Source organism: Variovorax robiniae, assembly GCF_037889955.1.
Classification (GTDB): Bacteria; Pseudomonadota; Gammaproteobacteria; order Burkholderiales; family Burkholderiaceae_C; genus Variovorax; species Variovorax robiniae.
Map to the genome: position 1 here is coordinate 515,659 of NZ_JBBKZS010000001.1, position 16,660 is coordinate 532,318.

Genomic DNA, 16,660 nt, shown 5'->3' on the forward strand with positions numbered 1-16,660 from the left:
ACGCGGCGCGCGCCGCATGCTCCGACCGGGTCGAGAAGCGATGCCGAAGCTCGGTATATGCTCGCTTTCCCTCGGACGAAGAACTGGCGCAGCGCACTCATGCAAAAGCACTACCTCACTCCATTGTTCGCCCCCGAAACGGTCGTGGTGTTCGCCGGGGCGATCCGCCAGGCGGATGATGATCACTCGCAATCGACGGCGATTCGCCATGCGCTGGAGGCCGGTGGCTTCGAGGGGAAGCTGGAGTTCCTGGACGTCCACACCAGCGGCACGTTGGGGGATCTGGTGCAGGCGCGTGCGGACCTGGCGATCATCGCCTTGCCGAGCCGGGACATCCCCGCGGCGCTCGGCATCGCCGGCCGCCTGAGTTGCCGGTCCGCGCTGGTCGTCTCTTCCGGCATCGGCCCCGATGAGGCCGCGGAACTGCGCAGGGTCGCAACCCGCGAAGGCATCCACCTGCTGGGGCCGAACTCGCTGGGCCACCAGCGGCCCTCGCTGAAACTCAACGCCAGCACGGTCGGCCCGCTCGCGTCCGCCGGCCCGCTGGCGCTGGTCTCACAATCCGGTGCCTTGACTGCGGCCATGCTCGACTGGGCGCGCCAGAACGCGGTTGGCTTTTCCAGCGTGGTGTCGCTCGGCCCGCATACCGCGCTCGACATCTCTGACGTGCTGGACTTCCTGGCCGACGACAGCGCGACACACAGCATCGTCGTCTACCTCGAAGGGATCGTCGAGGCCCGGCCCTTCATCAGCGCGCTGCGCTCCGCCTCGCATGCCAAGCCGGTCGTGGTGCTCAAGGCGGGCCGCAAGCCGGCCGGCAACGAGGCCGCGCACACGCACAGCGCCGCGACCGTGGGCAGCGACGATGTGTTCGACGCGGCCTTGCGCCGCGCCGGCGCGGTGCGCGTGCGTTCCTTCGTCGAACTTTTCTCGGCGGCCAAGTGCCTGGCCTCGCGCTATCGGCCGGTCGGGCAGCGCCTGGCCATCGTCACCAACGGCGGCGGCCCCGGCGTGCTCGCCGCGGATTGGGTCAACGAGATCGGCCTGGAACTGGGCAAGCTCTCGTCCGAATCGATCGGCAAGCTCAAGCCCCAGCTTCCCCCCAATGCGGGACTGACGGACCTGATCGACCTGTCGGAGGAAGCCAGCCCGGAGCACTACCGCGCCGCCATCGACACCGCCGCGGCCGACAAGCAGGTCGATGGCGTGCTGGCCATCTACTCCCCCAAGAACGGCGCGGACGCGGTCGCCGTCGCACAGACGCTGGCCGGCTTCCCGCGGCCGATGCGCAAACCCCTGCTGGCCTGCTGGATGGGCGACGCCAGCGTGGGCGCGGCACGCAAGGTGCTCAACGAATCCCTGATTCCCACCTTCCGCACGCCGGAAGCGGCGGTCGGCGCCTTCGGCAACATCGCGTCCTTCTATCAGAACCAGATGCTGCTGCAGCAGACGCCGCCGCCGCTGTCCCCGCTGGCCAAGCCGGACATCGAAGGCGCGCGACTGCTGATCGACAGCGTGCTGTCGGAACGCCGCACCGTGCTGACCGAGATGGAATCCAAGACGCTGCTCTCGTCCTTCCATATCCCGATCACCCGCACCGTGCTCGCACGCACCGCCAACGAGGCCATGATGATGGCCACCCAGATCGGTTTTCCGGTGGCGATGAAGATCGACTCGCCCGACATCAGCCACAAGACCGATGTCGACGGCGTCGCCCTGAACATCATGAACGGCGCCGGCGCACGCGACATGTTCAACGAGATGATGGAGCGCGTGAAGCGCCTGGCGCCGAAGGCGCACATCCATGGCGTGACCGTGCAGAAGATGGCCTCCGCCCGGCGCGGGCGGGAGATCTACGTGGGGCTGGTCACCGACGACCCCTTCGGCCCGGTGATCGTGTTCGGCGCGGGTGGGACCATGATCGAGTTGCTGAACGACCGTGCCATGGAGCTGCCGCCGCTCAACCAGTTCCTCGCGCGCCGCCTGATCGAGCGCTCCCGCGTGGCGGAAACCCTGCGCGAATGGCGCGGTGCCAGCCCGGTCGACATGGAGGCGCTGGAGCATGTGCTGCTGCGCGTCTCTGAAATGGTCTGCGAGCTGCCCGAGCTGCGCGAGATGGACATCAACCCCATCATCGTGGACGAGAACGGCGCGGTGGCGGTCGATGCCCGCATCGTCGTCGGCAACACGCCGCAGGCGGTCAGCGGCTACGCACGCGGCTACCAGCACTTGGCGATCCTGCCCTACCCCGCGCGCTACCAGCGCGAGTTCGTCATGCGCGGTGGCGGCAGTTGCACGATCCGCCCGGTGCATCCGGACGATGCCAACATGCTCCAGAACTTCGTGCGGGAGCTTTCGCCGGAAAGCCGCTGGTTCCGCTTCGTCTCGCAATTCCACGAACTGCCGCCGACGATGCTGTCGCGCTTCACGCTGATCGACTACGACCGGGACATGGCGCTGGTGGCGGTCGCCCAGGACCGGGTTCTGTCCGACGACGGCACCGTCAAGGACATGGAATACATCGTCGGCGTGTCGCGCTACGCCACCAATCCGGACAAGATCAGCTGCGAGTTCTCGCTGGTGGTCGCCGATACGTACAAGCGCAAGGGCCTGGGCTCGCGGCTCATGGAGGGCATCATGGACGTGGCCCGGGACAAGGGCCTGTCCGAGATGGACGGGCTGGTGCTGACCACCAACCACGACATGCTCAAGCTCATGCGGCACATCGGCTTCACCGTGAAGATGTTCGCCGAGGACCCGGAGTTCAGGCTGGTGACGTACAGCCTGTAGTGGCGCCTCCGGCGCCGAAGCGAACGGGCGATCCGGTCCAGGTGTCCGCGCCCCTTACTCCGCCTTCACCCCCGCCGTGCGGATCACCCCGCCCCACTTGCGTGTTTCGGCCGCGATGAAGGCGTCGAACTCCTCCGGCGTACTGCCCGCGGGGATGGTTCCCATCGCGTCGAGCCTGGCCTTGGTGTCTTCGGACTTGATGATGCGCGCCACGGCGTCCGACATGCGCTTGACGATGTCGCGTGGCGTGCCGGCCGGCGCCAGCATGCCGGCCCAGGTGCTGCCGGTGAAGCCCGCAAAGCCCTGTTCGATGAAAGTCGGGACATCCGGCACGGCCGGCAGGCGCCGCTCGCTCGCCACGCCGATCAAGCGCACCTTGCCCGCCTTGCCCTGGGCGATGAGCCCTGTAGGCGCGTCGAAGAACAACTGGATCTGCCCGCCCATCAAGTCCGTCAACGCGGGCACCGCGCCGCGATACGGTATGTGGATCATGTAGGTGTGCGTCAGCGACTTCCACAACTCGGTCGTGAGGTGCGCCGCCGACCCGTTGCCTGACGAGCCGAAGCTCACCTTGCCAGGGTTCGCGCGGGCATAGTCGATGAGTTCCCGCGCCGTCTTGAAGGGGGCGTCGTTGTTGACGGCGGCCAGCAGCGGCGACACCCCCATCAGCGACACGCCCACCAGGTCCTTGCCCGGGTCATAGGGCAGCTTGGGATAGAGCGTGGTGTTGGCAGCATAGGCTGCGATGACGACGCCGAAGGTGCTGCCATCGGGTGCCGCCTTGGCCACCGCATCCACGCCGATGAGGCTGTTGGCGCCCGGCTTGTTGTCGATGATGACGCTCTGCCCCAGTTGCGCCTGCAGGCCCGGTTGGACCAGGCGCGCCATCTGGTCCGTGAAGCCACCCGGCGTGTACGGCACGACGATGCGGATCGGCTTGCTCGGCCAGGCCGATTGTGCAAAGGATGGCGCTGCGACGGCGGCGGCCGCAGCGGCAGCGGACAGATGAAAAGCGCGTCGCGTCAGACGGGTGGCTGGCATGAAAGTTCCGGTTGTGGGCCTTGCATTCTCAAAGGCGGATCACCCCCGGCTCGTCGGGGTTTGCCCGTCGCCAGGCCGGCCCGGCCATCGCGTTGCGAAGCCGGTCGCGGGCGATGGCGATTGGCAACGCTCAAGAACCGCTCTCGCCCATTTTGGTGATACCAAGTTAGTGACGTAGTAATACTTTGCGCGTATGCTTGACGACGATCCTGCTTGTTGATCGCAAGACGCACAAATCCCGGTTTTTATTCTGTACAAGAAGACCGACGGATCAGGCGATTCTTGTGTCGGAGGCTCCTGCTGGTTCAACGTTCGACATCGACATCCACTGCGGAGATCGTATGGACCTGAGACGGGAACAACTGGCTGATGGCATCGAAAAGATCAGCCTGGTTGGGCGCATGGACAGCATTGGCGGGCACGACATCGACAATCGCTTCAAGGCGATGGTCGCTTCCCGCAAACTTCTCGCCGTGGTCGACATGTCGGAGGTGTCGTTCCTGGCATCCATCGGGATCCGCACGCTGGTCATCAATGCACGGGCCCAGTCGTCGCGCGGCGGCGGCATGGTGCTGGCAAGCCCGCAACCCCTCGTGGCGGAGGTCCTCAAGATGGCCGGCATCGACACGATCATCCCGGTCTACCCCGACGTCGACTCCGCCTTCAGCGCGCTGATGGCCTCCTCCGAAAGCCGTTGATGTCCGCCAACGGCGGGGAGCCGGAGGCTTCCCTGATCGTCGACAGCGAAATGCGCGAACTCCCGCGGGTGAACGCCTGGGTGCACGACTGGACCGAGCATCAGCATCTGCCGGAAAAGGTCGCGCACTGCATCGACCTCTGCTCCACCGAGGTCGTCACCAACATCGTGACCCATGCCAACGGCGACGGCGCGCAGCGCATCCACCTGCACCTGGGCTGGCAGGGCGACGATGTCGCGCTGGAAGTGGAAGACGAAGGCCACAAGTTCGATCCGCGCCAGGTCGCGGCACCCGCACAAGCCACCAGCCTGCAGGACGCCCGCATCGGCGGCTGGGGCATCCCGATCGTGCGCCGCTTCTCGGACGGCGTGCAGTACCGCTACGAAGACGGCCGCAACCGCCTGACGCTCCTGTTCCGGCCGACGGCGCCGCCCTGACCAAGTCAACCCCCTTCACATCGCGGCGCCGGCGCATCTGGCGCAACCAGTCAACCAACCGAGGAGCGCTTTCAAATGGCACAAGCAGGCAAGACAATACCCACGATCGACGTGCAAGCCGCCATGGCGGCTCAGGCCGCCATGGGCGGCCAATCCAACGGCAGCGGTGGCGAAACCTCCGGTGTCGACAAGATGCGCGAGTTGCTGTTCGGCAACCAGATGCAGGACTATGACAAGCGCTTCTCGATCATGGAAGAGCGCTTCCAGCTCCGCCTGCGCGACATGGAAGCGGAGTCGTCACGCAGCCTGAGCAACCTGGAATCGACGATCAAGAAGCAGCTTGAATCGGTCGCCGGCCAGTTCCGCGAGGAAAAGGATTTGCGCGCCGATGCCGACAAGGAACTGGAGCGGAACCTGCGGGACCACACCCAGGCGCTGGAAAAGCGTCTGGCCCAGCTGTCCGACCAGCTCGCGCGCCACGAGCGCGACTTCACGGACCGCCTGAGCCATGAGGTGCAGGGCCTGCGCGACGAGATGCGCAAGCGCCAGGACGACTCCCGCTCGACCATGGAGCGCATGTTTGCCGAACTCAGCAACGTCAAGACCGATCGCAACCTGCTCGCCGGGCTGTTCGTCGAGATTGCCAAGTGCCTGAACCAGGACGTGTCGCCGAAGGGCGCCAACGGCGGCGGTTGATCCGCACCGCGCGCATGCCCGGCCACCGCATACGCGCAGGGGCGGCTGCGCCGTGAACGCGCGCCTGTCGCTTGCCGCGACGAGCGCACACCGCAGCGCGGCGGAACAGGAGCAAAGCCGGCGACTCGCCGGCCTGTTATTGGAGTTGGCGCGCTGCGTCAACCCCGACATCGCGATCGAGCTTCCTCCAGCACGGCTGGAGGACGACCCGCGCATGGATGCGCTGCGCGACGTGCTCATGGAGCGCGAGAAGGCGGCGCTGGCGCGGCTGCAGCAGAAGTTCGACGATCCGCGCGAGTTCGCCGATGCGGTGGGGTCCGTCCTGCCGGCCGCCTTCACCCTCGCCGCGTCGCGCAGCGACCATCTCGGCCAGGTGATCGCCCCGACGGTCGAGCGGGCCACGCAGGCGTCGATCCGCAAGAACCCGCGGACGATGGTCGACATCCTGTACCCGGTGATGGGGCCGGCCATCCGCAAGGCCATTGCCGAGACCCTTGACGGCTCGCTGCAATCGCTGAACCAGGCGCTCAAGTACAGCCTGTCCTGGCGCGGGCTCAAGTGGCGCATCGAGGCCTGGCGCAGTGGCACGACCTTCGGCGACGTGGTGCTCAAGCACACGGCCGTGTACCGGGTCGACCACATCTTCATGATCCATCGCAAGACGGGCCTGCTGGTCTCGCATGTGTCGCGTGACGACGCGTCGACGCAAGACCCGCAACTGGTGTCGGCGATGCTGTCCGCCATCCAGGATTTCGTGCGCGATTCCTTTGACGAATCGGCCAGCGGCGGCACCAACAGTGGCGGCATCGACACCCTGCGCCTGGGCGACATGCTGCTGTGGATCGAGGAAGGCCCGTCCGCCTTCCTGGCCGCTGTCGTGCATGGCAACCCGCCGCCGGCGCTGCGGGTTCGGCTACGCGAGTCACTGGCCGCGGTGCACGCCGAATGGGCCGCGCCGCTCGAAGAATTCGAAGGCGACACCTCGGCTCTTGAACAAGCGGGTGATCGGCTGCGCCCCTGCCTGATCTCGCAAGACGCCGAGCATCACCGGAAGTTCTCGCCGCTGCTGTGGATCATCCCGTTGGCGCTGCTGATCGCGCTGGGCTACTGGCTCACGCTGCGCGTCATCGAGGGCCGGCGCGTGGACGCCTACGTGGAATCGCTTCAAGCGCAACCCGGCATCGTCGTGACCAATGCCGACCGCCGCGGCGGCAAGTGGCTGGTGTCCGGACTGCGCGACCCGCTCGCAGCCCAGCCGGAAGACCTGCTCGCCAAGACCAAGTTGGAACCGGACCGCGTGAGCGGCCGCTGGGAGCCCTACCAGGCACTGCATCCGGCCATCATCCTCAAGCGCATGCAGGCAACCCTGAACCCGCCGCCGACCGTCACCCTGACGCAGGACGCCAGCGGGGTTCGCGCCAGCGGCACGGCACCCCAATACTGGATGGACAAGGCGCGCGCCTTCCTGCTGACCCTGCCTGCTGGCGCACCGAAGGTCGACCTGAGCGCGCTGCAGGACGTGCAGGACCCGGACTATTTGCGCCTGCATGACGCCATCGAGGCGCGGCTCATTCACTTCGAGAACAACGTGGCGCGGCCGTCGGCCAGCCAGGAAGGCATGCTCGATGGCGCCGCGGAAGAAATGCGCGAGCTGATCCAGGTGTCGCGCACGCACGGTTTCCCCGTGAAGGTGACCATCGTCGGCCATGCCGATGCCACCGGCAAGGAGAACTCCAACCTCGCACTCAGCCTGGGCCGCGCCGAAGTCGTGCGCTCCATGCTGCGGGCGCGCGGCGTCGATCCGCTCCTGCTCGCGGTGCGCGGCGCCGGTCCGCTGGAGCCATTGAAGCCGGGTGCCAGCGTGGATGAGTTGTCGATGAACCGGCGCGTGTCTTTTGTCGTCAGCACGGGCGAATAGAACCTTTGAAACGGCAGTCCATCGGAACCCCATGCTCCAGAAAAAAATCTGCCTCCTCGGCGCTTTCGGCGTCGGCAAGACCAGCCTCGTGCGACGCTACGTCGACACCATCTTCTCGGACACCTACCTCACCACCGTCGGCGTGAAGATCGACAAGAAGGTGATGACGGTGGGCGCTGAGGAAATGGCCCTGATCCTCTGGGACATCGCCGGCGAGGACGCGGTCGCGGCCGTGCGGGTGAGCTACCTGCGCGGCGCCGCCGGCTACCTGCTGGTGATCGACGGCACGCGGCCCGAGACGCTGGACACTGCCGCATCGATCCAGTCCCGCATCACCGCCGAGATCGGTGCCGTGCCCTTCCTCGCCCTGCTCAACAAGGCCGACCTGGTGGAAGACTGGGCGATCGCGCCAGAGCGCGTCGAGCAACTGGAGGCGGCCGGCTGGACCTTCCGAAAGACCAGCGCCAAGACCGGCGACAGCGTCGAGGGCGCCTTCGAGGAACTGGCCGCACGCCTGGCGAAGTAGCAGCAAACATGCTCGACCTGCCCGCGCGGATCTCCGACTCGCTGCTGCTGCTGATCGACGCGCAGCGCATGCTCGCGCACCTGGTCGTCGATGACACGCAGACCTTGGTGCAGGCCGGCGGCCACCTGGCGCACTACGGACTCGACGGCCTCGAATTCGGCGTGCCCGCGGGCGAGCAGATTCCCTTGCTGGAAGGCATGCTGCCACTGGTCGAGACGCCCTTCCTGATCCGTTCCATGGCGATGCCCAGCGGGCGTATCGCGGACATCCACTTCTTCGCGGACGACGGCGACGGCACCGTGTGGGTGCTGCTGCTCGACGTGACCGCCGAATGGGAGGAAACCCGGCTGGTGCAGCAGAAGGCCTACGACATGACCTTGCTGAGCCAGCGCGAAGCCCGGCTCATCGCGCAGCTCGAAGCGGCCAACCAGGAACTGACCCGCGCCCACAGCGACCTCGCCGCGTCGCGCGAGGCCTTGCAACTCACGCACGACCGGCTGCAACTGGAGCTGCGCGATGCCGAACGCTACGTGCGCGCCGTGCTGCCGGATCCGCTCGCGGAACCGTTCACGGTCGACTGGCGCTTCGTGCCCTCGACGGAACTGGGCGGCGACTCCTTCGGCTACCACTGGATCGACCCGGAGCACCTGGCGATCTACCTGATCGACGTCTGCGGCCACGGCGTCGGCTCCGCGTTGCTGTCCGTGGCGGTCGCCGACACGCTGCGCTCCGAGGCGCTGCAGAAGACCGACTTCCGCAGCCCCGCGGCCGTGCTGACGGCGCTCAACCAGGCCTACCAGATGGAGCGGCACGGCGAGCTGTTCAGCACGGTCTGGTACGGCGTGTACCAACGCGGGACGGGCGAACTGCGCTATGCCTCCGCAGGTCACCCGCCGGCCATCGCGGTGAGCGGGCATGGCGACGCGCTGGGAGAAGCCCGGCCCTTGCCGGCCTCGGGCGCCTGCATCGGCATCTCACCGGCCGCGCGTTTCACGGAACAACAGTGCGTGCTGCAGTCCCCTGCCCGCCTGTTCGTCTTCAGCGACGGCGCCTACGAGATCACGCGGCCGGACGGGACAATGCTGCCCTACTCCGAGTTCACCGAAATGCTTGCGCGACCCGTGCCCAACGGAAAGTCCGAGCTGGACAGCCTGCTGGACTTTGCGCGAGAGGCGCATGGACCGGGGGCGCTGGAGGATGACTTCACGGTCATCAAGGTCGCGTTGTGACTTGCCCGTGGGGCGGCCCGCAGACGCCGAACATGCCGGAACAGGTCGGCGGGCGCAGACTGACGTACGTTCACAGACGCCAAAACAAGGCGCATTGCCCGCGCAATCTGCTCCCCATATGATCGTCCTCAATGAGCAATTCCACTGAAGGGTGACGCATGGGCATGCCGTTGCAGAGAAAGACCCTGGCCGAGTACCTGGCCTGGGAAGCGGAACAAGTGACTCGCAACGAGTTCCATCGCGGCGAGACGTTCATGATGGTGGGCGGCACTCGCGCCCACGGTCGAATCGTCGCCAACATGGGCCGGCGCATCGGCAATCATCTCGATGGGTCGGACTGTCAGGTTTTTCAAGACGGCACAAAGGTGCAGATCGCAAACGACACCGTGCTCTATCCGGACGTGTTTGTCACTTGCGGCAAGACGTTCAACGACGACGATCAGGTCATCACGGATCCGCTGCTCGTCATCGAGGTGTTGTCCCCGAGCACGCAAGGCTATGACCGCAGCGCCAAGTTTGCGTTCTACCGTCGACTGTCGTCCTTGCGCGAATACGTCCTGATCGACCCCGACACGCGCCGCATCGAGGTCTTCCGTCCGGATCCGGACGGCCACTGGAAGCTATTCGACATGACCGACGCCAACGCGCTAACCCTCGCGAGCATCGCGATGGATTGCCCCATGAGCTGGGTCTTTGAGGGCATGGCCGATGGCGGCGCAGCGAAGCCATGACCACCTGGCAGCAAACCCGATCGGAATAGCTGCCGGCGGCTGACGCACTGCCCAGCGACCCCGATCGGCCTTGCTTTGCGTTACGCCGCCACCGCCTTCAACGCCGCATTGAACGTCCCGCTCGGCCGCATCACCGCCGCCAGCTTCTCCGTGTCCGGCTTGAAGTAACCGCCGATATCCGCAGGCTTGCCCTGCACGACCTTGAGTTCCTCGACGATCTTCTGCTCTTCCGCGGTGAGTGCTTTCGCCAGCGGTGCAAAGTGCGCCGCCAGTTCCTTGTCCTCGGTCTGCGCGGCCAGGGCCTGGGCCCAGTACATCGCCAGGTAGAAATGGCTGCCGCGGTTGTCGAGTTCGCCGGCGCGGGTCGACGGGCCCTTGCCGTTGTCGAGCAGCATGCCGGTGGCGGCGTCCAGCGTCTTGGCCAGCACCAAGGCCTTGGCATTGCCGGTCTTCTGGCCCAGGTCTTCCAGCGACACGGCCAGCGCCAGGAACTCGCCCAGCGAATCCCAGCGCAGGTGGTTCTCCTCGACCAGTTGCTGCACGTGCTTCGGCGCCGAGCCGCCCGCGCCGGTCTCGAACATCGCGCCGCCGGCCATCAGCGGCACGATCGACAGCATCTTGGCGCTGGTGCCCAGTTCCATGATCGGGAACAGGTCGGTCAGGTAGTCGCGCAGGATGTTGCCGGTCACCGAGATGGTGTCCTTGCCGCGGATCACGCGCTCCAGCGTGTAGCGCATGGCGCGCACCTGCGACATGATCTGGATGTCCAGGCCCTTGGTGTCGTGGTCCTTCAGGTACGTGCGGACCTTCTTGATCAGTTCGGCCTCGTGCGGACGGTATTCGTCGAGCCAGAACACGGCGGGCATGCCCGACAGGCGGGAGCGGTTCACGGCCAGCTTGACCCAGTCGCGGATCGGCGCGTCCTTGGTCTGGCACATGCGCCAGATGTCGCCCTCTTCCACGTTCTGCTCCAGCAGCACCTCGCCCGTGGCGATGTCGACGATGCGGGCCACGCCGGCTTCGGGGATCTCGAAGGTCTTGTCGTGCGAGCCGTATTCCTCGGCCTTCTGCGCCATCAGGCCGACGTTGGGCACGGTGCCCATGGTGACCGGGTTGAAGGCGCCGTTGGTCTTGCAGAAGTTGATCATCTCCTGGTAGATGCGAGCGAAGGTGCTCTCGGGCATCACGGCCTTGGTGTCCTTGGGACGGCCGTCCGGGCCCCACATCTTGCCGCCCTGGCGGATCATGGCCGGCATGGACGCGTCGACGATCACGTCGTTGGGCGCATGCAGGTTGGTGATGCCCTTGGCCGAGTCGACCATCGCGAGTTCGGGACGGTGCTCGTGGCAGGCGTGCATGTCCTTGATGATCTGCTCGCGCTGCGAAGTCGGCAGCTTCTCGATCTTCTCGTAGATGCTGCTCACGCCGTTGTTGACGTTGACGCCCAGTTCCTCGAACAGCTTGCCGTGCTTGGCAAACGCGTCCTTGTAGAAGACCTTGACCGCATGGCCGAAGACGATCGGGTGCGAGACCTTCATCATCGTCGCCTTGACGTGCAAGGAGAACATGACGCCGGTTTCGCGCGCGTCCTCCATCTCGTCCTCGTAGAACTTCACGAGCGCCTTCTTGCTCATGAACATGCTGTCGATGACTTCGCCGTCCAGCAGCGCGACCTTTTTCTTCAGCAGGATGGTCTGGCCGCTCTTGGTGACCAGGTCCATCTTGACGTCGCGCGCCTTGTCCAGCGTCATCGACTTCTCGCCGTGGTAGAAGTCGCCGTCGTGCATGTGCGAGACGTGCGTGCGCGAAGCCGGGCTCCACTTGCTCATCGCGTGCGGCTTCTTGCGCACGTTGTTCTTCACGGCAGCGGGCGCGCGACGGTCGGAGTTCCCTTCGCGCAGGACCGGGTTCACGGCGCTGCCGAGCGCCTTGGAATACTTCGACAGGATGGCGCGCTCTTCATCGGTCTTCGGGTCTTCCGGAAAGTCCGGCAGGTCGTAGCCCTTGGCCTGGAGTTCGCGGATGGTGGCCACGAGTTGCGGCACCGACGCGCTGATGTTGGGCAGCTTGATGATGTTGGTGTCGGGGAACTGGGTCAGGCGGCCGAGTTCACCGAGGTTGTCGGGCACGCGCTGGGCTTCGGTCAGGCGTTCCGGGAATTCGGCCAGCACGCGGGCGGCGACCGAGACGTCGCTGGTGACGACCTCGATGCCGGCAGGCGCCGCGAAGGTCTGGATCACGGGAAGAAGGGATGCGGTCGCCAGCAGGGGCGCCTCGTCGGTGAGCGTGTAGATGATGCGGGATTTTCCGGCGGTCATTGTTGGCCTCAGGGGTACGTTGGACAGGCGTGAATCGGTAATTCGACGGGGGCTATTGTCCACGGGCTTTGCCGGGGCTGTTCACACTTCGGTACATGCCCCTTGGCGCCTTTGGCAAGTCCTGTCAAAACGGAAAAAAGAGGCGCAAAGTTCGCATCCCAAAAACCAACAGGAGACAAAGCATGAGCGAGTTTGATCGCGTCCTCCGTGATGCCGTGTCACGCCAGGACGTGCCCTTCGTGGTCGCGATGTTGGGCAATCGCGAAGGTGTTCTGTGGAGCGGCGCCGCTGGCGAGTCCAGCGCGGGCCATGCGGCCACCGTCGACACGGTGTTCCGGATCTTCTCGATGACCAAGGCCGTGGGCAGCACCGCCGCCATGATCCTGATGGACCGCGGCAAGCTCAGCCCGGATGCCACGGTCGAGAGCATCCTGCCGGAGTTCGCCGAGATGAAGGTGCTGGAATCGGTCGGTGCGGACGGCCCGGTGTTCCGCGCGCCGCGGACCAAGGCCACGGTGCGCCACCTGGCCACGCACACCTCGGGGCTGGCCTACGAGTTCTGGAATGCCAATGTCGCCAAGTACATGGAGGTGACGCAGTTCCCGGGGATCCTGTCCGGCCTGCGGCTGTCGCTCAAATATCCGCTGCAGTTCGACCCCGGCACGCAGTGGGACTACGGCATCGGCATCGACTGGCTGGGCCAGGTGATCGAGAAGGTGGACGGCAGGACGATCGACAAGTTCGTCCGCGAGGAAATCCTGGAACCGCTGGGCATGCGGGATACGGCCTTCGAGCCCGACCCGGCCTGGGGCAGCCGGCTCGCGGGGGTGAAGATCCGTGGCGCCGACGGCCAGTTTGCCGACTTCGACATCGCGCCGCCGCCCAGGCCCGAGTTCTACGGCATGGGCCACTCGCTGTATTCGACGGCGCCGGACTACCTGCGCTTCCTGCGCATGTACCTCAATGGCGGACAACTGGATGGAAACCGCATCCTGCGCAAGGAAACCATGGACGCACTGCTGCAGAACCAGATCGGCTCGGTGCAGATTCCGATCCTGAAGTCGGCCAACCCCGCGGTCACGGCCGACGTGGAGTTGTTCCCCGGCCTCAAGAAGTCGCACAGCATGGCCTTCATGCGTGTCGACGAGGATGTGCCGGGTGCGCGCTCCGCCGGCTCGCAGACCTGGGCCGGCGTGCTGAACACGCACTACTGGTTCGATCCGGCCGCCAACCTGGCGGGGCTGATCATGACGCAGGTCCTGCCCTTCGCGGACCCACGTTTCATGCAGACCTACGCGGCCTTCGAGCAGGCCGCCTATGCAAAGGACAAGGAACTCAGCCGATCAGCTTCTTGATCTCGGCCATGTGCTCGTTGGCCCGCTCGGTGATGTGGGCCATCGCGGTCGCCTGGGAGTCGCGCGCCATCTCGGCGAGTTCCTTCATGTCGGCCAAAGTCTTCTCGAAGGCCTGGCGAACCAGTTCGCCCTGCTTCGCCGGGTCGAGGCCGGCGGCGACAGCGCTCTTGGCATGCTCCTGCACGCCTTGCAGCGCTTGCTGAAGCATCTCGGTCTGCTTCTGAACGATCGCCTGGCCGGATTCGAAGGCCGACTTGTTGGCCGCGACCAGGGCCTCGAGATCCTTGCGCCGCCCTTCGACAAGCTTGGACACGTCCACGCCCGGCAGCTTGAACTGCTCGAACATCTTGGTCAAATCACCGAACGGGTTCACGGGGTCTGCCATGCTGTCTCTCCTGTGTGGATGGTGCGGCGCGGAAATCGCGGCGGCGGCGGGGATCATTGCACATTGCGTGCCGTTGCGGCCATGGCCGCGCATAATCGCGCCCCCACACGAGACGAACGGGTGTTGCCATGGAACAGCTCGATCAGGCGAAGGTTGTCGCGGTGCTCAACCGCATCCTGGAGGACGAACTGGCGGGGGTGGTGCGCTACACGCACTATTCCTTCCTGGTGTTCGGCTTCGGCCGCATACCCATCGTCTCGTGGTTGCGAAGCCAGGCCGACGAGTCGCTGATCCATGCCCAGCAAGTGGGCGAATGGATTACCACGCTGGGTGCCTACCCGTCGCTGGCGATCGGCTCGCTGCTCGACTCCCACCAGACCGACATCGGCGCGATGCTGCGCGAATCGCTGGCCGCCGAAAGCCGCACCTTGCAGCTCTACCGCGACCTGCTGGAGGTCGTGGAAGGCCGCTCCGTGGCGCTGGAGGAGTTTGCGCGGCAGATGGTGCAGGTGGAGGAACTGCATGCGGCGGACGTGGACAAGATGCTGCGCAAGCCGGGTGAGCTGGCCAGCTTTTCGTCGGCCCCGCGCTAATGCCAAGGCCCCCAGGACCGGGCTACGCCCGGCCCGCCCCCCGAGGGGGATCAAGTCGAGATGGCGAAGCCACATCGACTTGAGCTGCCCGCCTGCGGGGCGCATCACCCCGCTTGTTTCCGTTACAGGAAAGTGGTGTACTTCCGTGCTACTCGGGTGGTGCAAGCGCGCCAAATGCGCGAATCTGCACAGCGCCCGGGACTCGCTTTCCAGCCAATCAGAAGGAACCCGGCAATGTCATTGCGCATCAACGATACCGCTCCCGACTTCACCGCCAACACCACCCAAGGGCAGATCAAGTTCCATGACTGGATCGGCGACAAGTGGGCCGTCCTCTTCTCGCATCCCAAGGACTTCACGCCCGTCTGCACCACCGAGCTGGGCTACATGGCCGGGATCGAGCCCGAGTTCACCCAGCGCAACGCCAAGCTCATCGGCCTGAGCGTCGACCCGGTGGACGCCCATGACCGCTGGGCCAACGACATCGAGGAAACCCAGGGCCACCGCCCCAAGTACCCGATGATCGGCGACACCGACCTGGCCGTGGCCAAGCTCTACAACATGCTGCCGGCCGAGGAGCCGGGCACATCCGAAGGCCGCACCGCCGCCACCAACGCCACCGTACGCTCGGTCTTCGTCATCGGCCCCGACAAGAAGATCAAGCTGATGCTCACCTACCCGATGACCACCGGCCGCAACTTCGACGAGATCCTGCGCGTGCTCGACTCGATGCAGCTCACCGCCGCGCACAAGGTCGCGACGCCCGCCAACTGGAAGAAGGGCGAGGACGTGATCATCGCGGGCTCGGTGTCCGACGACGACGCGAAGAAGCTGTTCCCCGACGGCTGGAAGGCGCCCAAGCCCTACCTGCGCGTGGTGAAACAGCCGGGCTGAGCCGGCGTGGTCTTCGAGCAGATCGCGACCGGCGGCTGCCAGTCGTACCTCATCGGCTGCGACGACACCTGCGCCGCCGCGCTGATCGACCCTGAGCTGAGCCAGATCGACCACTACATCGCCCTCGCCTCGCGCGACGGCGTGCGCATCCGCTACCTGATCGACACGCACACGCATGCCGACCACTTCTCCGCGACCAAGGAGCTGGCGCGGCAATTGAACGTGCCGGTCATCATGCACCGCAGGAGCCCGGCGCCCTTTGTCGACATGCGCCTGGCCGACGGCGAGATGGTGGTGCTGGGCAAGCTGCGGCTGCGGGCGCTGCACACGCCTGGCCACACGGCCGATTCGATGTGCCTGCAGGTGAACGACCGGGTCTTCACCGGCGACACGCTGCTGATCGGCGGCACCGGTCGCACCGACCTGCCGAGCGGCGACCCGGAGCAATTGCACGACAGCCTGTTCAACAAGCTGCTGAAGCTCGACGCGGCGCTCAAGGTCTATCCCGCGCACGACTACAAGGGCCGCAGCCACTCCACCATCGCGGAAGAGATCGCGAACAACCCGCGCCTGCAAAAACGCGAGCGCAGCGAGTTCGTCGAGATGATGAACACGCTCAACCTCACGATGCCCACGCACATCACCGAGGCGCTGCGCACCAACATGAGCGGCGGCAAGACCGTGGCGCACCTGCTGGCCGCGGCCACTGCGACCGTGCCATTCATGTCGCTCGGCGAACTCAAGGCGCGGGTGGAGGCGAAGGAAGACGACCTGATCGTGCTCGACGTGCGCGAGCGCGATGCCTACGAAGGCGGACACGTGCCGGGCGCCCGCCTGCTGCCGCGCGGCCAGCTGGAGCTGCGCGTCAACACCGAGCTGCCGGACCCGACGCGGCGCATCCTGGCCTGCTGCGAGCTGGGCTACATCTCCACGCTGGCCGCGGCCACACTTCGGGAAATGGGCTTCGCGCATGCGGTCGCGCTGGACGGCGGCATGAAAGCCTGGCGCGAAAGCGGCTATCCCCTCACTACGGGACGCGACCCCTGAAC

The 16,660-nt window shown here is 65.9% G+C and carries 15 protein-coding genes; 12 read left to right on the plus strand and 3 right to left on the minus strand.

Features of this window, described 5'->3' with window-relative positions:
• Positions 1–99 precede the first annotated feature (99 nt).
• A complete protein-coding gene (locus WKW79_RS02205) occupies positions 100–2,790 on the plus strand; it encodes a bifunctional acetate--CoA ligase family protein/GNAT family N-acetyltransferase (protein ID WP_340333456.1) in 2,691 nt (896 codons plus the stop codon).
• A 54-nt stretch (positions 2,791–2,844) separates the two neighbouring features.
• On the opposite strand, the gene WKW79_RS02210 is transcribed toward WKW79_RS02205, so the two are convergent.
• Positions 2,845–3,831, minus strand: coding sequence for a tripartite tricarboxylate transporter substrate binding protein (locus WKW79_RS02210; RefSeq protein WP_340333457.1), 987 nt, complete (start codon positions 3,829–3,831; stop codon positions 2,845–2,847).
• A gap of 197 nt (positions 3,832–4,028) precedes the next feature.
• Here WKW79_RS02210 and WKW79_RS02215 point away from each other — a divergent pair, with 197 nt between their 5' ends.
• The 7 genes from WKW79_RS02215 to WKW79_RS02245 all read left to right on the plus strand — a co-directional run bounded on the left by WKW79_RS02215 (position 4,029) and on the right by WKW79_RS02245 (position 10,066).
• Positions 4,029–4,529, plus strand: a complete 501-nt coding sequence (locus tag WKW79_RS02215; RefSeq protein WP_340333458.1) for an STAS domain-containing protein — start codon at positions 4,029–4,031, stop codon at positions 4,527–4,529.
• Positions 4,529–4,966 (plus strand): ATP-binding protein, encoded by a 438-nt coding sequence (locus WKW79_RS02220; RefSeq protein ID WP_340333459.1) that lies wholly within the window; start codon positions 4,529–4,531, stop codon positions 4,964–4,966. The genes WKW79_RS02215 and WKW79_RS02220 overlap by 1 nt, the downstream gene beginning before the upstream one ends.
• Before the next feature lie 75 nt (positions 4,967–5,041).
• Positions 5,042–5,662: a hypothetical protein gene (locus tag WKW79_RS02225; RefSeq protein ID WP_340333460.1), complete on the plus strand. Its 621-nt coding sequence runs from the start codon at positions 5,042–5,044 to the stop codon at positions 5,660–5,662.
• Between the two features lie 52 nt (positions 5,663–5,714).
• Positions 5,715–7,580 carry an OmpA family protein gene (locus WKW79_RS02230; RefSeq protein ID WP_340333461.1) on the plus strand — a complete coding sequence of 622 codons (1,866 nt, stop codon included), beginning with the start codon at positions 5,715–5,717 and terminating at the stop codon, positions 7,578–7,580.
• 31 nt (positions 7,581–7,611) lie between these two features.
• Positions 7,612–8,106, plus strand: a complete 495-nt coding sequence (locus WKW79_RS02235) for a Rab family GTPase (RefSeq protein WP_340333462.1) — start codon at positions 7,612–7,614, stop codon at positions 8,104–8,106.
• A gap of 8 nt (positions 8,107–8,114) precedes the next feature.
• Positions 8,115–9,335 carry a PP2C family protein-serine/threonine phosphatase gene (locus WKW79_RS02240; protein WP_340333463.1) on the plus strand — a complete coding sequence of 407 codons (1,221 nt, stop codon included), beginning with the start codon at positions 8,115–8,117 and terminating at the stop codon, positions 9,333–9,335.
• Between the two features lie 158 nt (positions 9,336–9,493).
• Positions 9,494–10,066: a Uma2 family endonuclease gene (locus WKW79_RS02245; protein ID WP_340333464.1), complete on the plus strand. Its 573-nt coding sequence runs from the start codon at positions 9,494–9,496 to the stop codon at positions 10,064–10,066.
• Positions 10,067–10,146: 80 nt separating this feature from the next.
• Here WKW79_RS02245 and WKW79_RS02250 read toward each other — a convergent pair whose 3' ends face one another.
• The gene (locus WKW79_RS02250) at positions 10,147–12,384 is read right to left on the minus strand and encodes an NADP-dependent isocitrate dehydrogenase (protein ID WP_340333465.1); all 2,238 of its coding nucleotides are present in this window, start codon (positions 12,382–12,384) and stop codon (positions 10,147–10,149) included.
• 182 nt (positions 12,385–12,566) lie between these two features.
• Between WKW79_RS02250 and WKW79_RS02255 the strand changes: the two genes are divergently transcribed.
• Complete coding sequence (locus WKW79_RS02255; RefSeq protein WP_340333466.1) at positions 12,567–13,739, plus strand: serine hydrolase domain-containing protein; 1,173 nt, start codon at positions 12,567–12,569, stop codon at positions 13,737–13,739.
• Here WKW79_RS02255 and WKW79_RS02260 read toward each other — a convergent pair.
• The gene (locus WKW79_RS02260) at positions 13,720–14,124 is read right to left on the minus strand and encodes a phasin family protein (protein WP_340333467.1); all 405 of its coding nucleotides are present in this window, start codon (positions 14,122–14,124) and stop codon (positions 13,720–13,722) included. The two genes, WKW79_RS02255 and WKW79_RS02260, sit on opposite strands and share 20 nt — an antisense overlap.
• Positions 14,125–14,252: 128 nt before the next feature.
• Here WKW79_RS02260 and WKW79_RS02265 point away from each other — a divergent pair, with 128 nt between their 5' ends.
• The 3 genes from WKW79_RS02265 (at position 14,253) to WKW79_RS02275 (ending at position 16,658) form a co-directional block, all read left to right on the plus strand.
• Complete coding sequence (locus WKW79_RS02265) at positions 14,253–14,717, plus strand: ferritin-like domain-containing protein (protein ID WP_340333468.1); 465 nt, start codon at positions 14,253–14,255, stop codon at positions 14,715–14,717.
• Positions 14,718–14,951: 234 nt separating this feature from the next.
• Positions 14,952–15,611: a peroxiredoxin gene (locus WKW79_RS02270; protein WP_340333469.1), complete on the plus strand. Its 660-nt coding sequence runs from the start codon at positions 14,952–14,954 to the stop codon at positions 15,609–15,611.
• Between the two features lie 6 nt (positions 15,612–15,617).
• Complete coding sequence (locus WKW79_RS02275; RefSeq protein WP_340333470.1) at positions 15,618–16,658, plus strand: MBL fold metallo-hydrolase; 1,041 nt, start codon at positions 15,618–15,620, stop codon at positions 16,656–16,658.
• Positions 16,659–16,660: the final 2 nt, after the last annotated feature.

Coding starts and splice junctions, on each gene's coding strand:
- WKW79_RS02240 (WP_340333463.1), top strand. CDS start 8,115: ATGCTCGACCTGCCCGCGCGGATCTCCGACTCGCTGCTGCTGCTGATC.
- WKW79_RS02245 (WP_340333464.1), top strand. CDS start 9,494: ATGGGCATGCCGTTGCAGAGAAAGACCCTGGCCGAGTACCTGGCCTGG.
- WKW79_RS02220 (WP_340333459.1), top strand. CDS start 4,529: ATGTCCGCCAACGGCGGGGAGCCGGAGGCTTCCCTGATCGTCGACAGC.
- WKW79_RS02225 (WP_340333460.1), top strand. CDS start 5,042: ATGGCACAAGCAGGCAAGACAATACCCACGATCGACGTGCAAGCCGCC.
- WKW79_RS02250 (WP_340333465.1), bottom strand. CDS start 12,384: ATGACCGCCGGAAAATCCCGCATCATCTACACGCTCACCGACGAGGCG.
- WKW79_RS02265 (WP_340333468.1), top strand. CDS start 14,253: ATGGAACAGCTCGATCAGGCGAAGGTTGTCGCGGTGCTCAACCGCATC.
- WKW79_RS02260 (WP_340333467.1), bottom strand. CDS start 14,124: ATGGCAGACCCCGTGAACCCGTTCGGTGATTTGACCAAGATGTTCGAG.
- WKW79_RS02270 (WP_340333469.1), top strand. CDS start 14,952: ATGTCATTGCGCATCAACGATACCGCTCCCGACTTCACCGCCAACACC.
- WKW79_RS02255 (WP_340333466.1), top strand. CDS start 12,567: ATGAGCGAGTTTGATCGCGTCCTCCGTGATGCCGTGTCACGCCAGGAC.
- WKW79_RS02205 (WP_340333456.1), top strand. CDS start 100: ATGCAAAAGCACTACCTCACTCCATTGTTCGCCCCCGAAACGGTCGTG.
- WKW79_RS02210 (WP_340333457.1), bottom strand. CDS start 3,831: ATGCCAGCCACCCGTCTGACGCGACGCGCTTTTCATCTGTCCGCTGCC.
- WKW79_RS02235 (WP_340333462.1), top strand. CDS start 7,612: ATGCTCCAGAAAAAAATCTGCCTCCTCGGCGCTTTCGGCGTCGGCAAG.